Source organism: Sphingomonas sp. EC-HK361, from assembly GCF_902498785.1.
Classification (GTDB): domain Bacteria; phylum Pseudomonadota; class Alphaproteobacteria; order Sphingomonadales; family Sphingomonadaceae; genus Sphingomonas.
In genome coordinates this window covers 538,523-553,129 of record NZ_LR701494.1, presented here as the reverse complement: position 1 = coordinate 553,129, position 14,607 = coordinate 538,523, and the positions used below count along the sequence as shown (strand labels likewise).

At 67.2% G+C, this 14,607-nt stretch carries 17 protein-coding genes; 14 read left to right on the top strand and 3 right to left on the bottom strand.

Annotated elements, in window-relative coordinates; translation table 11 throughout:
- The first annotated feature begins 257 nt into the window (after positions 1-257).
- Complete coding sequence (locus BOS5A_RS09910) at positions 258-1,457, top strand: hypothetical protein (RefSeq protein ID WP_151954971.1); 1,200 nt, start codon at positions 258-260, stop codon at positions 1,455-1,457.
- 58 nt (positions 1,458-1,515) lie between these two features.
- On the top strand, positions 1,516-2,364 hold the full coding sequence (locus BOS5A_RS09905) for an HNH endonuclease (RefSeq protein ID WP_151954970.1): 849 nt from the start codon (positions 1,516-1,518) through the stop codon (positions 2,362-2,364).
- A gap of 9 nt (positions 2,365-2,373) precedes the next feature.
- Here BOS5A_RS09905 and BOS5A_RS09900 read toward each other — a convergent pair whose 3' ends face one another.
- From BOS5A_RS09900 to BOS5A_RS09890, 3 genes are all read right to left on the bottom strand, one after another.
- The gene (locus BOS5A_RS09900) at positions 2,374-2,571 is read right to left on the bottom strand and encodes a hypothetical protein (protein WP_151954969.1); all 198 of its coding nucleotides are present in this window, start codon (positions 2,569-2,571) and stop codon (positions 2,374-2,376) included.
- A 95-nt stretch (positions 2,572-2,666) separates the two neighbouring features.
- The gene (locus BOS5A_RS09895; protein WP_151954968.1) at positions 2,667-3,629 is read right to left on the bottom strand and encodes a helix-turn-helix domain-containing protein; all 963 of its coding nucleotides are present in this window, start codon (positions 3,627-3,629) and stop codon (positions 2,667-2,669) included.
- Positions 3,630-4,116: 487 nt separating this feature from the next.
- On the bottom strand, positions 4,117-4,602 hold the full coding sequence (locus BOS5A_RS09890; RefSeq protein ID WP_151954967.1) for a helix-turn-helix domain-containing protein: 486 nt from the start codon (positions 4,600-4,602) through the stop codon (positions 4,117-4,119).
- Positions 4,603-5,080: 478 nt separating this feature from the next.
- Here BOS5A_RS09890 and BOS5A_RS09885 point away from each other — a divergent pair, with 478 nt between their 5' ends.
- The 12 genes from BOS5A_RS09885 to traW are packed head-to-tail and all read left to right on the top strand — an operon-like array spanning position 5,081 to position 14,526.
- Complete coding sequence (locus tag BOS5A_RS09885; protein ID WP_409314177.1) at positions 5,081-5,326, top strand: hypothetical protein; 246 nt, start codon at positions 5,081-5,083, stop codon at positions 5,324-5,326.
- 28 nt (positions 5,327-5,354) lie between these two features.
- Positions 5,355-5,642: a type IV conjugative transfer system protein TraL gene (gene traL / locus BOS5A_RS09880; protein ID WP_097064904.1), complete on the top strand. Its 288-nt coding sequence runs from the start codon at positions 5,355-5,357 to the stop codon at positions 5,640-5,642.
- 13 nt (positions 5,643-5,655) lie between these two features.
- On the top strand, positions 5,656-6,222 hold the full coding sequence (locus BOS5A_RS09875; RefSeq protein WP_151954966.1) for a type IV conjugative transfer system protein TraE: 567 nt from the start codon (positions 5,656-5,658) through the stop codon (positions 6,220-6,222).
- Positions 6,219-7,031: a type-F conjugative transfer system secretin TraK gene (locus BOS5A_RS09870; protein WP_151954965.1), complete on the top strand. Its 813-nt coding sequence runs from the start codon at positions 6,219-6,221 to the stop codon at positions 7,029-7,031. Before BOS5A_RS09875 ends, BOS5A_RS09870 begins: the two co-directional genes overlap by 4 nt.
- Positions 7,028-8,350: a TrbI/VirB10 family protein gene (locus tag BOS5A_RS09865; RefSeq protein WP_151954964.1), complete on the top strand. Its 1,323-nt coding sequence runs from the start codon at positions 7,028-7,030 to the stop codon at positions 8,348-8,350. The genes BOS5A_RS09870 and BOS5A_RS09865 overlap by 4 nt, the downstream gene beginning before the upstream one ends.
- A 38-nt stretch (positions 8,351-8,388) precedes the next feature.
- Entirely contained in the window at positions 8,389-9,228 is an 840-nt protein-coding gene (locus BOS5A_RS09860; RefSeq protein WP_442800524.1) for a DsbC family protein, read from the top strand.
- Entirely contained in the window at positions 9,225-10,052 is an 828-nt protein-coding gene (locus tag BOS5A_RS09855) for a TraV family lipoprotein (protein ID WP_151954962.1), read from the top strand. Before BOS5A_RS09860 ends, BOS5A_RS09855 begins: the two co-directional genes overlap by 4 nt.
- Positions 10,049-12,622, top strand: coding sequence for a type IV secretion system protein TraC (gene traC / locus BOS5A_RS09850; protein ID WP_151954961.1), 2,574 nt, complete (start codon positions 10,049-10,051; stop codon positions 12,620-12,622). The genes BOS5A_RS09855 and traC overlap by 4 nt, the downstream gene beginning before the upstream one ends.
- Positions 12,615-12,974 carry a hypothetical protein gene (locus BOS5A_RS09845; protein WP_151954960.1) on the top strand — a complete coding sequence of 120 codons (360 nt, stop codon included), beginning with the start codon at positions 12,615-12,617 and terminating at the stop codon, positions 12,972-12,974. Before traC ends, BOS5A_RS09845 begins: the two co-directional genes overlap by 8 nt.
- A complete protein-coding gene (locus BOS5A_RS09840; protein ID WP_151954959.1) occupies positions 12,967-13,365 on the top strand; it encodes a TrbI F-type domain-containing protein in 399 nt (132 codons plus the stop codon). The genes BOS5A_RS09845 and BOS5A_RS09840 overlap by 8 nt, the downstream gene beginning before the upstream one ends.
- Positions 13,352-13,888 (top strand): S26 family signal peptidase, encoded by a 537-nt coding sequence (locus BOS5A_RS09835; RefSeq protein ID WP_151954958.1) that lies wholly within the window; start codon positions 13,352-13,354, stop codon positions 13,886-13,888. The genes BOS5A_RS09840 and BOS5A_RS09835 overlap by 14 nt, the downstream gene beginning before the upstream one ends.
- Complete coding sequence (gene traW / locus BOS5A_RS09830; RefSeq protein WP_151954957.1) at positions 13,885-14,526, top strand: type-F conjugative transfer system protein TraW; 642 nt, start codon at positions 13,885-13,887, stop codon at positions 14,524-14,526. Before BOS5A_RS09835 ends, traW begins: the two co-directional genes overlap by 4 nt.
- The last annotated feature ends 81 nt before the right edge of the window (positions 14,527-14,607 follow it).

The window sequence follows — 14,607 nt, the reverse complement described above, 5'->3', positions numbered from 1 at the left end:
TCCGGCGGGGCGCGGCGGAGGCTAGCCTACAGGCCCGCGCGCACGCCCCCGCTTGGCCGGAGGCCGCAAGGGTGCCGGTCCATGTCGCGACAGTGGGGACTTGCTTCTGTCGATAAGGTGACCGGTTTCGCAATTTGACAGCGATGGCTTGCCCGACAGGGCGCGAAACTGTGGAGCGTCGTCGAAGTATGTTTGCGGCAATGCGGCCCGGCGCCATTATCATTGAGCTTTAATAGGCATCGAAGACGGGGACGAGTGTGCCGATCAGGAAGCGGTTCGAAACGCGCGAGCCGGTAAACTATCTCGGCGTGGTCGAGGAAGTGGTCGATGCGGATCCGCGCAACGGCCGAACCCGCTCGTTCATCCTGCTCGACTGCGTGCGCGCTGATCGGTTCGCGGAAATGGGGCCGCAGATACTCGAGGACCGCAGCGCCCTCGCACTGGTGCGCGCCATGTCCACGCCCAAGCGCTGGGAAGAACGCTTCGGGTTGGGCGATCTTGGCAAGGGCGACTGGCTGTCGTTCCGGCTCGATGACAGCGGCGACATCCCCCGCGCATGGGAACTGCGGGCCGACCGCAACTACCTGGCGGGGCCGTCGCGTTCGATCAGTGCGATGCGGCGGATCAACGGACCTGGTGTCCTTCAGCAGCCCGGCGATGCGGAACTGGTGATGAAGCTCATGGCGACGGCCACGCTGCCGATGCAGGGGCGAAAAAGGGTCCCCGCGTCGCGGATTGTCCACCGGCTGCGCGGTTCAGGTGATGTCGAGATCGTCGTGCTCGATGTTGGGCAGGCATCGGCGGCGCTGATTAAGCGCAATGGCAGGGCGATAGGTTTCTTTGATGTCGGCGCGCCGCTGTGGTTCAACAACGGATCACTGCCCCAGCCCATGACGCATCCGGTCATTTCCGGTGGCTTTGTCCTGCTTTCGCACTGGGACTGGGACCATTTCGATCTCGGCCGACGCCATACGCCCTATCGGCAGCTCGACTGGTTCGCGCCCGATCAACCAATCGGGCCAAACACCGCTCGCTTCCAGGCCGACCTCGGCGACAAGCTGACCTTTATCGATGGACCGGCCTCGTTTGCCGGGTTCACACTGGCGCGCGGAACTGCGACCGGCGTCAATGACCGCAACGGCTCGGGCTATCAGCTGCGCTACGAGAAGGATGGTCGCGCCGTCCTGCTCACCGGCGATACCAGCTACGATCTGATCCAAGCGCATATGCTCGCTGGCGTCGGCGGGTTGACGATCCCGCATCATGGGGGCCGCTCCGATGCGGCAACACCGCTAGCGATCGACCAGAAGCGCGCCATCGCGTCCTATGGCGACAGGAACAGCTACCGGCACCCGCATGCCCAGACCATCGCCGATCATGATGGGCAAGGCTGGCAAATCCAGCGCACGGCTACGACGCCTACGCGACCGCGTGGCAACCGGCGGCTTTATCCATGACACCTCCGAGCCAACTCGACCGGATCCTGCGCGCAACCTACGTAACGAGGGAGGGTCTATGAAGTTCGTCAGCACGCTCGACCAGCTGCTCACCAATGTTGCGACGCTCGATGCCGTGCGCACTGGGCACCGCCCCGGCGACAGCGCAGCCTATCTCAGCCTCATTAAGAAGGGCACCTGCTTCCTGCCCTATGCCACGACCGACGGCATCGCCTTCGCGCCGTCACGCTTCATCGGCTATGCCGGCAACAGCTTCATCAAGCATGCTGCCAACAGCTCGCGCGACGGTCGTCTAACCAATGGCGAAATCAATGCGCTTCTAGGCCATCCGCCGGTGTTCGATGAGGCGCTCGAGGCGCAATATCACCGCTTCTGCCTGGAGCTGGGCTTCACACCATCGAAGGCCGGCACGTTCGGCGTTGCCCGAAAATACTGGGTCACCGCCGACATCCGGGACCGGCTCGATCTCATGGCCGAGCAGGCCGTCATCGGCGACCCCGGCCTCACGGCGACCGAGAAGGACCAGCTGATCAAGGCGCGCGTGGGACAGGGCGTGTTCCGCGACGCCTTGTTGAACCATTGGAGATGCCGCTGTTGCGTCACCGGTTGTGTCATCCGGCCCGTGCTGCGGGCATCCCATATCAAGCCCTGGCGGGCATCGTCGAACACCGAACGCCTCGACCGGTTTAACGGACTGCTGCTGGTCGCCAATATTGACGCGCTGTTCGATCGCCACTTGATATCGTTCAGCGATGCCGGTGAGATGCTGGTCGGCCCCGGGATCAGCAGCGATGACCTGCGCGCCCTGGGTTGCGATTCGGAGCGCAGGATCAGGCTCACCAAGCGCCATGCGCCCTATCTTGCGTGGCACCGCGAAAAGTTTCGCGAGCGGGGTGGCAAGGGTTGAGGTGGAGGCTCAGCGCCGCCAGCAGGCGGTTACGACCTGTCCGTTGTCGGCGATCACCGCATAGCAGGCGCGGTAGCGTTCGAAATGCCGCGCCTCCTGCCCGAGATAGGCCGCGAACCGTTTCCACGCCCTCTTGGTGAAATAGCACGTCTCGGCACCCGGACCGGACCGCGCCCGTTCGCCGAAGTCGAGCAGGGCATCGACCACCGACGCAGGGATTGACCGCTGCCGGACCCGCGTCGTCGCATGGCGCGAGAGTCGGGTACGGCGCCCGGCCCCACAACCGTTTGCGATTGGCGCGCTCACAGTCCGAGCTCCCCAAGCCCGAGTGTCTCCAGCCAAGCGGCATTTTTCGCGCCAAGTTCGGCAGCGCGCTCCTTGACCCACGTCGCTCGGGCTTCGGCCTGGCCGACATCGCGCAACTCCTTGGGAATTTCGTGCAGGCCGACCCGGCCGGTAACGATCTCCTCGCCGGCATCGGCATCACCGCCCAAATAGGCGAGCGCCTCCTCACGGCAGATTTCGTACCGCGGTGGATAGCCGTCCGACCAGCAATATAACAGCTCGGGCTCGCTGTCCGCCGGCTGGAGCGCGTCGAGCCGGTGGCGCAGCTGGGCGACGAAGGGGTTGTCGACACTGTCGTCATAGTCGAGCGGTCGGGCATCGACATAGTCGTCGCCTTCGTCGACCTTGTCCCCGCGCAGGTCGCGTGCCGTTATCGAGCGCTCTTCACGCAATCCGATTTCCTCGGCATTCCAGTCGTTGAGCATCCGCTCATGAAGATGCGGGAAACTTCCCGACATGTCCAAAATACGGCTGCGCAGGTCGCGCAGGCTTGCGAGCTTGTCAGACCGTTGCTTGAGCGTCTCCGCGGCGACCACATGGAACAGCAACGGGGCGATCTCGATGATGTCGAGCGGCCGCATGCCGTAGCGCCACGCGACAAGATGCAGCGCGTTGCGAACCTCGTGCGGCACGCGAACATTAAGCTGGGAGCGGTAGAGGAACGGGCTCTCCAGGCCGATTTCAGTGTCGTCGGCGGGGATCTCCACCTCGGCTACTTGGGTGGCGGTGAGCTGTTCGGGTTCCAGTCTGAACACCTTGGCGAGACGTGCAACGACATGCTCGGCGTTGTGCTTCATGCGTCCGGTTTCGATGCGGTGCAGCGTCGTTCTATCCACGCCGGCTCTGCGGGCTAGATCGTCGAGGCTCAGCTTCATTTTCTGTCGTTCGAGCTTTGCGACGATTGAATTGATTCGTGCCATCTCTTCCTCCTGATGACACAATATGCATTGCAATTTGCAGCATCTCTATACGCACTTTCCGATCGGCAGTTTCTCTTGCTAGCGATGCAACGGCCAAGAAGCAGATAAATTTGCATTTCAGGCCGGTATTCTAGCTGCAAGCGGCGTGGCAAAGGGTGTGTTTCGTCTGGCGTAGGCGCGTTTATATGCGAGTGAGGCCTGACGCCGGATATGACCTAGCTTTGAAGATCAGACCGGTGCATGCCGAGAAGGCAATGTCCGCTCACTGGTGCGAAGATCCATCTTGAGCCGCTGCAGTCGATGCACGCCGAATCTAATTCGCGCCGCGCCTCTATGCGGCTGAAGTGTTCCGCAAACGCCGCTGGCACCGAAGGCGCGCCTGATCCTAAAGCAGCTTCGGCCGTACCGGACGACCACGCCGCCCATAAGGTCGACCTGTAGCCCGTGCCCGATGGGCACGTTTGAGCGCCATTAAGCGACTGAACGCCTAAGCCGAAGGCCGCAAACCTGCGGCAGGCCTGAACTCGCCTAGCTTCTCTTCTCGCTCGATCAGCTCATCAATGTGGCTCGCGATCCGCTGAGCAACAAACTTCGCCACCGCTGGCCCCCAGCGCGGATCTACGCGATCGCTGCTTTCGGCGAGCTCGGCTGCGAGCGCGTCTGGCAGCGCGGCGACGAGTGTCTCCAGAAACGCAGCCATGCCGGACCGCGACCACTCGCTGGCGAGATCGCGGCGATCGAAGAGGGCGAGGGTGAGGGCGCCGCGTGCTGGCAGGCCGGCGGCGGAGAGCATCAATCCTGCTTCTTCAAGGCTGAGATGCCGCGTGCCCTTCAGCGTACGACAGATCTGATCCTTCGACAGGCCGATCTTGGCCGCCAAGTCGCGCTGGCTGAGCCCGCTCTGATCGACGAGGTCTCCAACTATGATGTGCAGCGGTATCGAGGACGGGGCTGCCGGGCTGCTGGTGGTCACGACTCCAACTCCAAGGACTGATTCGCACGCACGGTATCAAGCGCCGAGCCTGTAGGAAAACAAAACAAGAACATCCTAGCCGGTAGTGAAACGTGCGATTGGCAGAGTCGCGCCGCTTACGCCGTCGGCCTCTCACCGGAAGTGCAAGGAATGCAGCCGGAAAGGCGATTCGCGACGGCTGTCGCCAGCGACCGCATCTGCCTTGTCATTCAGCGCGAGCGGCATCGCGCGAAGCTAGGAAACTTCACACTCCAGACGCGATCTGCGTCGCGGATTTCGCGACCAAACGGCCGACCCGTTCTCGTCGTGTTCCTTTTCGTTGAGCGGCGGCCCGAGCCGGCGTGAAGGTGATTGTGCGGTCGGGATGCGGCCGCGGCGAACACCTTCGGAGACGCTCTCGATGCACAGCCTGAAGCTCCCGCTGACCCGTGCCGGCCTCGGCCGGGCCAGCGACTATCTCATCCCGGCGATCGGCCTCATGGCCGTGGCGAGCGCGGCCTATGCCGGCGCCGACACGACCTTCGGGCCGGCGCTCACCAAGTTCACCGACTTTCTGGAGGGCTCAGGCGGCAAGATCATCGCCGTGCTCAGCCTGGCCGGCGGCATCATCGGCATGGCGTCCGGCCGGTTCACGCTCGGGCAGGTGGCGATCCCCGTCGCCGTCGGCATCGGCGTCGGCACGGGCGTGCCGATCGTCACCTCCACCGTGACCGCGATCATCTGATCGCGGCGGCGAGGGCGGCGTAGCGCACATGACTGACAAGTACCTTGTCCCCCGGCGGCTCGACGATCCGGAGCTCATCGGCCTTTGGACCCTGGACGAATTCTTGGGGCTCGCGGCGCCGTTCGCCTGGGGCATCTTCTCCCAGCACATCCTGCTGGGTCTCGTGGGTGCCGGAGGAGCGTGGTTCGCGCTTCGCAAGGCCAAGGCTGGCCGGGCCAGTTCCTGGATCATCCACGCGGCCTATTGGTACCTGGGGGCAAGCTTCGTCAGGCTTCGCGCCACGCCGCCCTCCCACTGCCGCCGGCTCGCCGGCTGAGGGGAGGGGCTCCATGCTATCCGATATCGCGCATCAGCGCAGCCAGTCGCTGCTTCGCCAGCGCAAGGTCCTGGTCGTCGCGGCTGCCGCGTCGTTCCTGGCGAACCTCGCACTGCTGACGGCGCTCAGCAGCCGCGACCGCGAAGTGATCCTGCAGCCGGTCACGACGCGGCCGCTGGCGATCAGCTCGTCGGGCGTGTCGGCCGACTATCTCGAGCTGGTTACGCGCGACGTCGCGCTGATGCTGCTCAACAGGTCGCCGACCGGGCTCGACTATTGGATGGAGCAGATCCTGAAGGTGGCGGACCCGTCTGCCTATGGGGCGCTCAAGGCCGAGCTCGTCAAAATCGTCACCGAGCAGCGCGGCTCCGACCTCGCCCAGGCCTTCGTGATCACCGGCATGACCGTCGATCCAAAGGGCCTGAGCTCCACCGTCGAGGGCGATCTCAAGACCTTCGTCGGCGGCCAGGTCATCGCCAGCGAGAAGAAGCGGTTCCGGTTCGGCTGGACCTACGTCGGCCTGCGCCTCTCGCTCTCGAGCTTCGCGCTCACCCAAGATCACAAGGAGGCGCTCCAATGATCGCCGCGACACCCGCCTGCCTGCTCGGGGCCGGCGCCGCCACCTTTGCGACCGGCACATCCCGACCGCGCGACATCAGCCTGAAGCCGCTCGGCATGGCACTGATCGGCGCTGCCATCGCGCTCGCCGCCACTCCGGCGTGGGCCGACCAGTATCGGCAGGCCGTCGATAATGCGCAGGTCGATTGCGTCGTCTCGAACCATGAGCTGACGCGGATCAGCCTGGTCGGCGATGCCTTCGCCAGCGTCAGCAAGATCACGACCGGGTACCCGTTCAACGACTTCACCGTCACCAACGAGCCGGTCCGGGGCGACATTTACCTGTCGGTGCCCGAAGGCTTCGCGCCGGGGCGGCTGAGCTTCTTCGCCACGACCCGCAAGGGCTATGTCTACAAGTTCGCCTGTAGCGTCGGCGGACCCGACGCCGAGCAGATCTTCGTCTCGAACCCGGCGATCGCCGGCGAGCGAGCGCAGGCCTGGGAAGCGAAGGCCGGACCCCGCGATGCCGCGGTGCGCCTGATCCAGGCCATGGCCGCGAACCGTGCGCCGGATGGCTATACGATGCGGCAGGTCGCCGCCGCCCCGACCCGGGTCGGTGACCTCACCGTACGCCTCGTCGCCGAGTATCGTGGTGCCGCGCTCACGGGCCGTGTGCTGCGGATCGACAATCGCGGCGCCAAGCCCGTTACCATCGATCCGGCACAGCTCACCCCCGCCGGTAGTCTCTCAGTGAGCGTCGCCGATCGCGAGCTCGGCGCGCAGCAGGCAACCACGCTCTACGTCGTGCTCGACGGGAGTGCCGGCGCATGAGCGAGCAGGCCACCCCTCCGTCCAACCCGGCGCAGGAGAGCGTCACGGCTTTGGGCGCACTCAACGCCAAGACGCGCGCACGCCAGCGCATGCTGCTGCTCGGCGGTGGCGGCTCGGCGGCGATGCTCGCGCTCTGGTTCGTGGTCGGCGGCACCGGCGATCACACGCCGGCCGCGGACGCGCCGCAGAAGATCGAGACCGACGGCATCGTCAATCGCGACCTCAGCCAGAAGGAGTTCGTCGCGATCTACGGCAATCGGCTCAATGCTCAGGCGCGGCAACTGAAGGCGCTCGAAGAGAGCAAGGCGGTCGCGCCCGAGGTGCAGGCCAGGCTCGACGCGCTCGCGGCCGAGAACCAGGCGCTCAAGACAGACGGCACCAAGACGATCGATGCGCTGACGCAGGAGAACAGCACGCTACGTGGCGAGCTGACCCGCGCGCAGACGCGAGCGGCTGCCCCGCCGCCGGTGGCCGTGCGTGATCCGTCGATCCCGTCGGGGTCGCCGCTCGACCCGAACATGGCTGCGGCGCAGGGCCCGGCGCTGCCGCCGCCGGCCGAGCGACAGGTAAAGACCGTCTCGTTCTCGAGCGGCACGTCGGAAGCTGGTGCAACGGCGAAGACCGGCCTCAGAGCTGGCCGTCCGAGTGCGCCGGCGATCGAGATCGAGGACAGCCCCGAGTATCTGCCGCCCAACAGCTATGCGCCGGCTCGCGTCATCGTCGGTGTCGACGCTTCGGCGGGCGTCTCGAGCCAGACCGACCCGCTGCCGGTCGTGCTGCGGATCACGGGGCCGGCGCGCTCGGTCGTCAAGGACGGCAAGCTGCTGACCACGCGCATCCAGGGCTGCGTCGTCAATGGCGCGGCGCGCGGCGATCTCTCGGCCGAGAAGGTCTACGTCAAGCTCCAGAAGATGACGTGCGACCAGCCCGGTGGGCGGGTCGCCGTCAGCGAGGTGAAGGGCTTCATCAGCTTCGCCGGCAAGACCGGCGTGCGCGGCCGGGTCGTCAGCCGCGAGGGCAGTCTCGTCAGCCAGGCGCTGCTCGCGGGCATCGTCGGCGGCTTCGGGCGTGGCTTCTCCGCCAACTCGAACAGCCTCTTCTCCGGGATCACGACCGGAGTCGACGGCAAGCGCCAGCAGCTTTCGGGCGGCGACATCGTCCAGGGCGGTCTCGGTCAGGGCGTCGCTGACGCCTCGGACACGGTGTCCAAATATCTGATCGAGCGCGCCGAACAATATCAGCCAGTCGTGGAGATGCCGACCGGCATCGATGTCGAAATCGTCTTCCTCGACGGCGTTTATGTGAGGAACTCCCAATGAATTCGTCCGACACTCGTCTTGGCCGCGAGCTGGCCAGGATGCGCCGCATGGAAGGCGCGCCGTTCTGGAGCCTGATCGCCTCCGCGTCGCTCGCGCTCGGCATGGGGGCAGGGCTGGTCGCCAAGTCTGTCCATGCCGCCCCAGCGATGGCCGGCGTGGACACCACACTGGTCCGCGCGGCGCTCAAGTTGCGCCTGCCGAAGACCCGCATCGGGGCGATCGACTGCGGTCGCTTCGGCGGGCTGTGCGAAGTCGTCGCCGGCACCACGCTCTTCTACGTCGACCGAAGCGCGCGCTACCTGATGATTGGGCGGCTCTACGACATGGAGGCGCGCAGCGACCTGACCGCGACGCGGCTGCTCGAGCTCAACCCGGATTTGCTCGCCGCTGGCGCTGCGGGCCGGCGCGATGACGAGGAGGCGAAGCCTGCCGCGGCGACGCCGGCGGCTGCCAAGGTCGACCTCGCCAGCCTGCCCGCCAGTAGCGCAATCCATTGGGGCCCGGCGAACGGACCCAGGCTCGTCGTCCTCAGCGACTTTCATTGTGGCTACTGCCGCAAGCTCGCCGCCGAGCTCGCCCGCATGGGTGCGCGTGTCGAGGAGCGCCCGATCTCGATCTTTGGCGTGGAGAGCCGCAAGCTCGCCGAGGCGGTGCTCTGCGCGCCCGATCCCGCCGCCGCGGCGCATGCCGCTTATGCCGGCCAGCCGGTGGCGCCGGGCGAGACCTGCGACGTGTCGGGGCTCGACGCGAACGAGGCGTTCGCCCGCAAGCACGGGTTCGGCGGCACGCCGGTAATCATCCGCGCCGATGGTGCGGTGCTGCAGGGCTTCCACACCGCCGAGCAGCTCAAGGCCTTCGTCGTGGGAGGCCGGGCATGAACCGCGCCATTCTCCCGCTCCTGCTCGCCGGCGCGTCGGCGCTCGGTGGCTGCACGACGCTCGGCGGCACGGTGAAGGGCGACTTCACCTGCCGTGCGCCGGCCGGCACCTGCGCGCCGATGACCAGGATCGATGCGGCCGCAATCGGCCAAGTCGCCGAGGACGGGGCCGATCCTGCAGTAGGGCCCGATCGGCACCCGCCGCGGACGGGTCGTGGCGGCAGCGTCGCTGTCCGGACGGGCGAGCGTATGCTCTCCATCCTGCTGCCCGCGCATGTCGATGAGACCGGCGTGCTGCACGATGCGGCCACCGTCCATGCCGTAGTCGAGCAGCCTGGCTGGACCTTCACCGCGGCCACCGACCCGACTTCGCATTCCGAGATCTCGCGCAGTCCCGCCCCTTCCTCCCTGCGCGAGGCGATCGCCGGTGCTTCGGCACCGGTGATCGAGGGGCTTGAGACTCCTCCCGCTCAAGCCCCTCAACCTTTCAGTTCGGCCGCGTTGCCCCGCGCGGTCGATCCCGGCGCGCCGACCGCGGCATCGCTAGCGGCCGCGCGCGCCGGGCACCGGATCGGCAGCGGCACCGGAAACGCAACGCCTGCGTCAGCCGCTTCCGCTGAACCGAACAAGACCGTGCGACCGTCCCTGCCGCCTGGAAAGGTCGTGCTCCCGCAAGGTGACGCGGCGGCCGCGCGGGCGCGGCTCAAGACGCTGGCCACCCCCGATCTGGCGCGGCTGGGCAAGCGGTCAGACCAGGGCACATCACCAGCCGAAGGTGATGCGAGCCCGTTCAGCGCGCCCGCAGGGCAGGAGCAGCCGCGATGAGCCTGTCGCTGAAGACGCTCACCGGATCGCTCATGACCGGACTGTTCGGCGATGCCGAGGAGAGCGAGGGCGAGCGTCCGGTGCTGGGCCTCGACATGCTGTCGAGCTTCCTGCCGTACCGGGTCTACGAGCCCTCGACCAAGCTCTACCTCAACGCGCGCTCGTCCGGCTTCATCCTCAACGTCGCACCCCTCGTCGGCGCCGACGAGCGGGTCGGCGACCTGCTCGGCCAATTCCTGTCCGAAGGGCTGCCGGCGGGCGCCTGCGTGCAGATCGTCCACTGGGCGTCTCCACGGATCAGCCGCAACATCGCGCCCTGGTTCGCGCCGCGCTACGCCCGTGGCGGCGTGTACGAGCAGATCGCGCGGGCGCGCACCCAGTGCCTCTACGACCTCGTCTGGAGCAGCGGTTCCAGCGGTGCGCCCTTCCACGCGCGTCATCACCAGCTGCTCGTGTCGGTCGGCGTGCCCGCGAACGGCAGCACGTCCAAGGAAGAGCTGGTGGCGGTGCGCGAGAGCCTCGTCGGCGTGCTGCGCTCGCTCGACGTGCCGGCACTCGACGTCGACCCAGTCGAGCTCATCGCCTTCCTCGACGACCTGACTTCGCCGACCACCGCGAGCGGAGACGATGCCATCGACTACAACCCGCTCGACCCGATCGCCGATCAGGCGATCCGCCGCGATATAGAGCTCACCGTCGAGGAAAGCCGAATGCTGCTCCGGACCGAGCGCTTTCGTCCGACCGGCGGGCACGACGGCGAGGCGCCCGAGATCGGCGAGATCTATCCCGACAGCTTCGACGTCCGGCATTTCGGCGTCCGCAACATGCCGGTGCGCTGGACGCCGTGGGAGACCGCGCGGCTGATCGGCGACCTGTTCACCGACAAGCTCCGCTACCCGTGCCCCGCGGCGACGATGCTCTGCCTCGTCTATCCCGACCAGGAGGCCGCCTCGACGCGCGCAGGCATGAAGTTCCTGCGCACGACCAGCCTCTCCGAAGGCAAGTCCGCGCGCTACGTGCCCAAGCTCCGTGAACAGGCAGCCGAGTGGCGCGAGGTCCAGGCGCAGCTCCAGGAAGGCCGGCGGCTGGTCCGCGCCTTCTACGGCGTGACGACCTTCTCGCCGGCGGGCGACGGCGACCGGAACGAGCGCATGGTCAAGTCGCTCTACAAGTCGGCCGGCTGGGACCTCGCCGACGAGCGCTTCCTCCAGGTGCAGGGCCTGCTCGCGGCGATGCCGCTGACCCTCGCCGACGGGCTCGCCGCAGACCTCGAACGCTGCCGGCGCATGCGGACGATGCTGTCGACCACGGCGGCGAACATCGCACCTGTCCAGGGTGAATATCTCGGCGGCGCCGTGCCGCACCTGCTGTTCCTCGGTCGGCGCGGTCAGCCCTTCTTCTGGTCGCCGTTCGAGAATGGCGCCGGCAACCACAATGTCGCGATTCTCGGCAAATCAGGCTCGGGCAAGTCGGTGCTGCTGCAGGAGATGTGCGCGAGCCTGTGCGGCGCGGGCGCCAAGGTCGTCGTCATCGATGACGGTCGCTCCTTCATGAACAGCTGCCGTCTGCAGGGCGGGCGCTTCATCGAGTTCACCCTGGCGAGCGGCTTCTGCCTCAATCCCTTCTCGATGATCGACGCCGGACGGGTCGTCGAGGACGAGGATTATCGTCTCGACTGCATGGCGATGCTCAAGTCGATCGTCGGCCAGATGGCGCGCTTCATTGACCGGCTGACCGACACCGAGCGCGGCCTGATCGACCAGGCGGTCAACCGAGTCTGGGAAGAGCAGGGCAGGGCAGGATCGGTCGAGGCGGTTGCGCTTGCGCTCGAAGGCACCGGCAATGCCGACGCTGCCAATCTCGCCATCGCCATGGGCCCGTTCCGCGCGGGCGGCACCTATGGCGGGTTCTTCAATGGCGAGGCGACGCTCCGGCTCGAGGCCGACTTCACAGTCTTCGAGATGTCGGACCTCGCGACCCGCGAGGAGCTGCGCTCGGTTGTGCTCACCGCGATCATGTTCATGACCGGCCAGGCGATGACGCGCTCACCCCGCTCGGTGAAGAAGCTGCTGCTGATCGACGAGGCCTGGGCGATGCTCAAGGGCGGGTCGATGTCCGACTTCGTCGAGACCTATGCCCGTACCGCCCGCAAATATGGTGGGGCGCTCTGCACCGCGACGCAGTCGCTCAACGACTTTTACAAGTCGGATGGCGCCACCGCCGCGCTCGAGAACTCCGACTGGATGCTGGTGCTCCAGCAGAAGCCGGAGACGATCGCCGATCTGCGCAAGTCCGCCCGGCTCGACATGGACGACCGCACCGAAGGGCTGATCCGCTCGCTGAAGCGATCGGGCAGCGAATATTCGGAGGTCTTCATCCGCGGCCCGGAGTGCCAGGCGATCGGCCGGCTGGTGCTCGACCGCTTCTCCGCGACCGTCTTCTCCTCCTCGCCCGACACCTATGCCGCCATCGAGGCACGGGTCGCGGCCGGCGAGCCGATCGCCGAAGCGATCGACGCCGTCGCGCGCGGCGAGGTCGATCCCACCCATCCGGAGCGCCGCAATGGCTGATCCCCGACCCACTTTGCGAGCGCGGCTCGCGCGCGCCGGCCGCATCGCGTCCGACATTTGCCATGTCGGCCTGAGCGTCAGCCTCTGGCTCGCCGGCACCCTGCTGGCCGCGCTCGGGATGGTGCTCGCCTTCCTGGTCGTCGCCGCAGACGGGCGACCGCTACGCTTCTTCGCGCACCTCCAGAACCTCTCGACCCATTATCTGTTCGCCGATCCGCTGGCGCGCGCGCACTTCGATCGGCAGGTGCTGGCGCTAATCCTCGGCCTGGTCGGCCTCCTCGTCATCGCTCGGCTGCCGTCCTTCGTCGGCAAGCTGCGGCGCGATCTGGCGCGCGGAGGCCAAAATGGCTGAGCCCGCTGTCCGCAAGCACCGCACGATCGCGGGCTGGCCGGTCGCGCGCGTAATAGCCGCCGTCCTGCTCACTGCCGCGCTCGTCTGGGCGGCGTGGACGACGCGGACGGTGGTCGAGCTCCAGCAGCGCCGGATCGTGTCGGTCAGCCTCTCGCGGCTGGTCGAGGACTTCGTCGCTGCCGAGGCCCGCAACGGCGGCACGCCCGAACAGTCCGCAAGCCGCACGGCGAGCTATCTCGCGGCCGTCAACAAGGCGGTCGCGGAATTCGGGCAGGGCGGCACGACCGTCCTCGTGTCCGAAGCAACCCTTGGGCGCTCCGTCGACGACCGCACCGCTGACGTTCGGGCGCGGGTCGCCCGCGCGATGGAGGCCGAGCATGACCGCCGCTGAATCCATCGACCGGCGCTTCTGGTCGCCCGTTCGCCGCCAGCGCTGGGGCGTGATGCTGGCGGTCGCGGCCGCGGCCAGCGCCTATGCCAGCTTGGCCAGTTGGAGCGACGGGCACGTCTTTCTGGTCAACCAGAGCACCAGCCTGCCCAGCTGGGCGTTTCTGGTCGAGCGCCATCGTCTGCCCGCACGTGGCGACACGATCTTCTTCGATCCACCGGCGAGCCGGCTGCTCGAGCGTCACTTTGGGCGCGATCATCCGCCGTTCGGCAAGGTCGTCTACGGCATCGCCGGTGACAAGGTGACGCGTCGGGGACGGCTGTTCCTCGTCAACGGCCGGGCGGTGGCGCTCGCCAAGGAGCAAACGCTGCGCGGCGAGCCGCTGGCGCTCGGGCCGACCGGAATCGTGCCGCGCGGCTGCTACTTCGTCGGCACGCCCAACAAGGACAGCTTCGACAGCCGCTATGCACTGATCGGCTGGGTCTGCGGTCGCCAGTTGATCGGTGTCGGAAAGGCGATCCTGTGAGCACGCGGCTTGTCCCGCTCGGGCTCGCAGCCCTGCTCCTCGCCGCTCCGGCGGCGGCGCACGACTATGGCCAGCAGGGCGCGGTCTTCCCGGTCATCGAGGCGGACCTGCTTTCGGTGATCCAGCAGCGGCTGACGACAATGCAGGCGAGCGGTGCGATTGATCGCGCGAACCGGCAGCTGGCCGAGCGCACCGCCGCGCGGGTGCGCCGCCCGGCACCCGTGCCCGGGATCGCCCCAGCGACCGAGGAGCGGCGCTGGACCTTCGATCCGACAATCACCGTGCGCGAGGATCTGCGCGACGGACGGGGCCGCATCGTGGTGGCTGCCGGTACGCGCGTGAACCCGCTCGACACGGTGCCGCTCCGCCAGCGGCTGGTGTTCCTCGATGGCGACGATCCGGCGCAGGTCGCCTGGGCGCGCAGCACGACGACGGCGCTCAACGCCAAGCTCATCCTCGTTGGCGGATCGCCCTTCGCGCTGATGAAGGCCGAGCAGCGCCGCTTCTACTTCGACCAGCAGGGCACGCTCACCCGCCACTTCGGCATCCATGCCGTGCCGGCGCTCGTCGAGCAGCAGGGGCGCACGCTCGCCATCCGCGAACTGGTGATTCGGGGAACAAAAGGAGATCGCAAGTGAGCGCGGTGAGCAATCGCGAGTGGTTTGCCGCGTCCGCCCGGCGCCGCCTGATCGTGCGCCGGCGCGTCCGCTGGCTGCTGG

Bases quoted from the DNA above. Each gene is read 5' to 3' on its own strand.
- BOS5A_RS09865 (WP_151954964.1), top strand. From the start codon at position 7,028: ATGAGCGAGCAGGCCACCCCTCCGTCCAACCCGGCGCAGGAGAGCGTC.
- traC (WP_151954961.1), top strand. From the start codon at position 10,049: ATGAGCCTGTCGCTGAAGACGCTCACCGGATCGCTCATGACCGGACTG.
- BOS5A_RS09870 (WP_151954965.1), top strand. From the start codon at position 6,219: ATGATCGCCGCGACACCCGCCTGCCTGCTCGGGGCCGGCGCCGCCACC.
- BOS5A_RS09845 (WP_151954960.1), top strand. From the start codon at position 12,615: ATGGCTGATCCCCGACCCACTTTGCGAGCGCGGCTCGCGCGCGCCGGC.
- traL (WP_097064904.1), top strand. From the start codon at position 5,355: ATGACTGACAAGTACCTTGTCCCCCGGCGGCTCGACGATCCGGAGCTC.
- BOS5A_RS09860 (WP_442800524.1), top strand. From the start codon at position 8,389: ATGCGCCGCATGGAAGGCGCGCCGTTCTGGAGCCTGATCGCCTCCGCG.
- BOS5A_RS09840 (WP_151954959.1), top strand. From the start codon at position 12,967: ATGGCTGAGCCCGCTGTCCGCAAGCACCGCACGATCGCGGGCTGGCCG.
- BOS5A_RS09885 (WP_409314177.1), top strand. From the start codon at position 5,081: ATGGCCGTGGCGAGCGCGGCCTATGCCGGCGCCGACACGACCTTCGGG.
- BOS5A_RS09905 (WP_151954970.1), top strand. From the start codon at position 1,516: ATGAAGTTCGTCAGCACGCTCGACCAGCTGCTCACCAATGTTGCGACG.
- BOS5A_RS09875 (WP_151954966.1), top strand. From the start codon at position 5,656: ATGCTATCCGATATCGCGCATCAGCGCAGCCAGTCGCTGCTTCGCCAG.
- BOS5A_RS09895 (WP_151954968.1), bottom strand. From the start codon at position 3,629: ATGGCACGAATCAATTCAATCGTCGCAAAGCTCGAACGACAGAAAATG.
- BOS5A_RS09835 (WP_151954958.1), top strand. From the start codon at position 13,352: ATGACCGCCGCTGAATCCATCGACCGGCGCTTCTGGTCGCCCGTTCGC.
- BOS5A_RS09855 (WP_151954962.1), top strand. From the start codon at position 9,225: ATGAACCGCGCCATTCTCCCGCTCCTGCTCGCCGGCGCGTCGGCGCTC.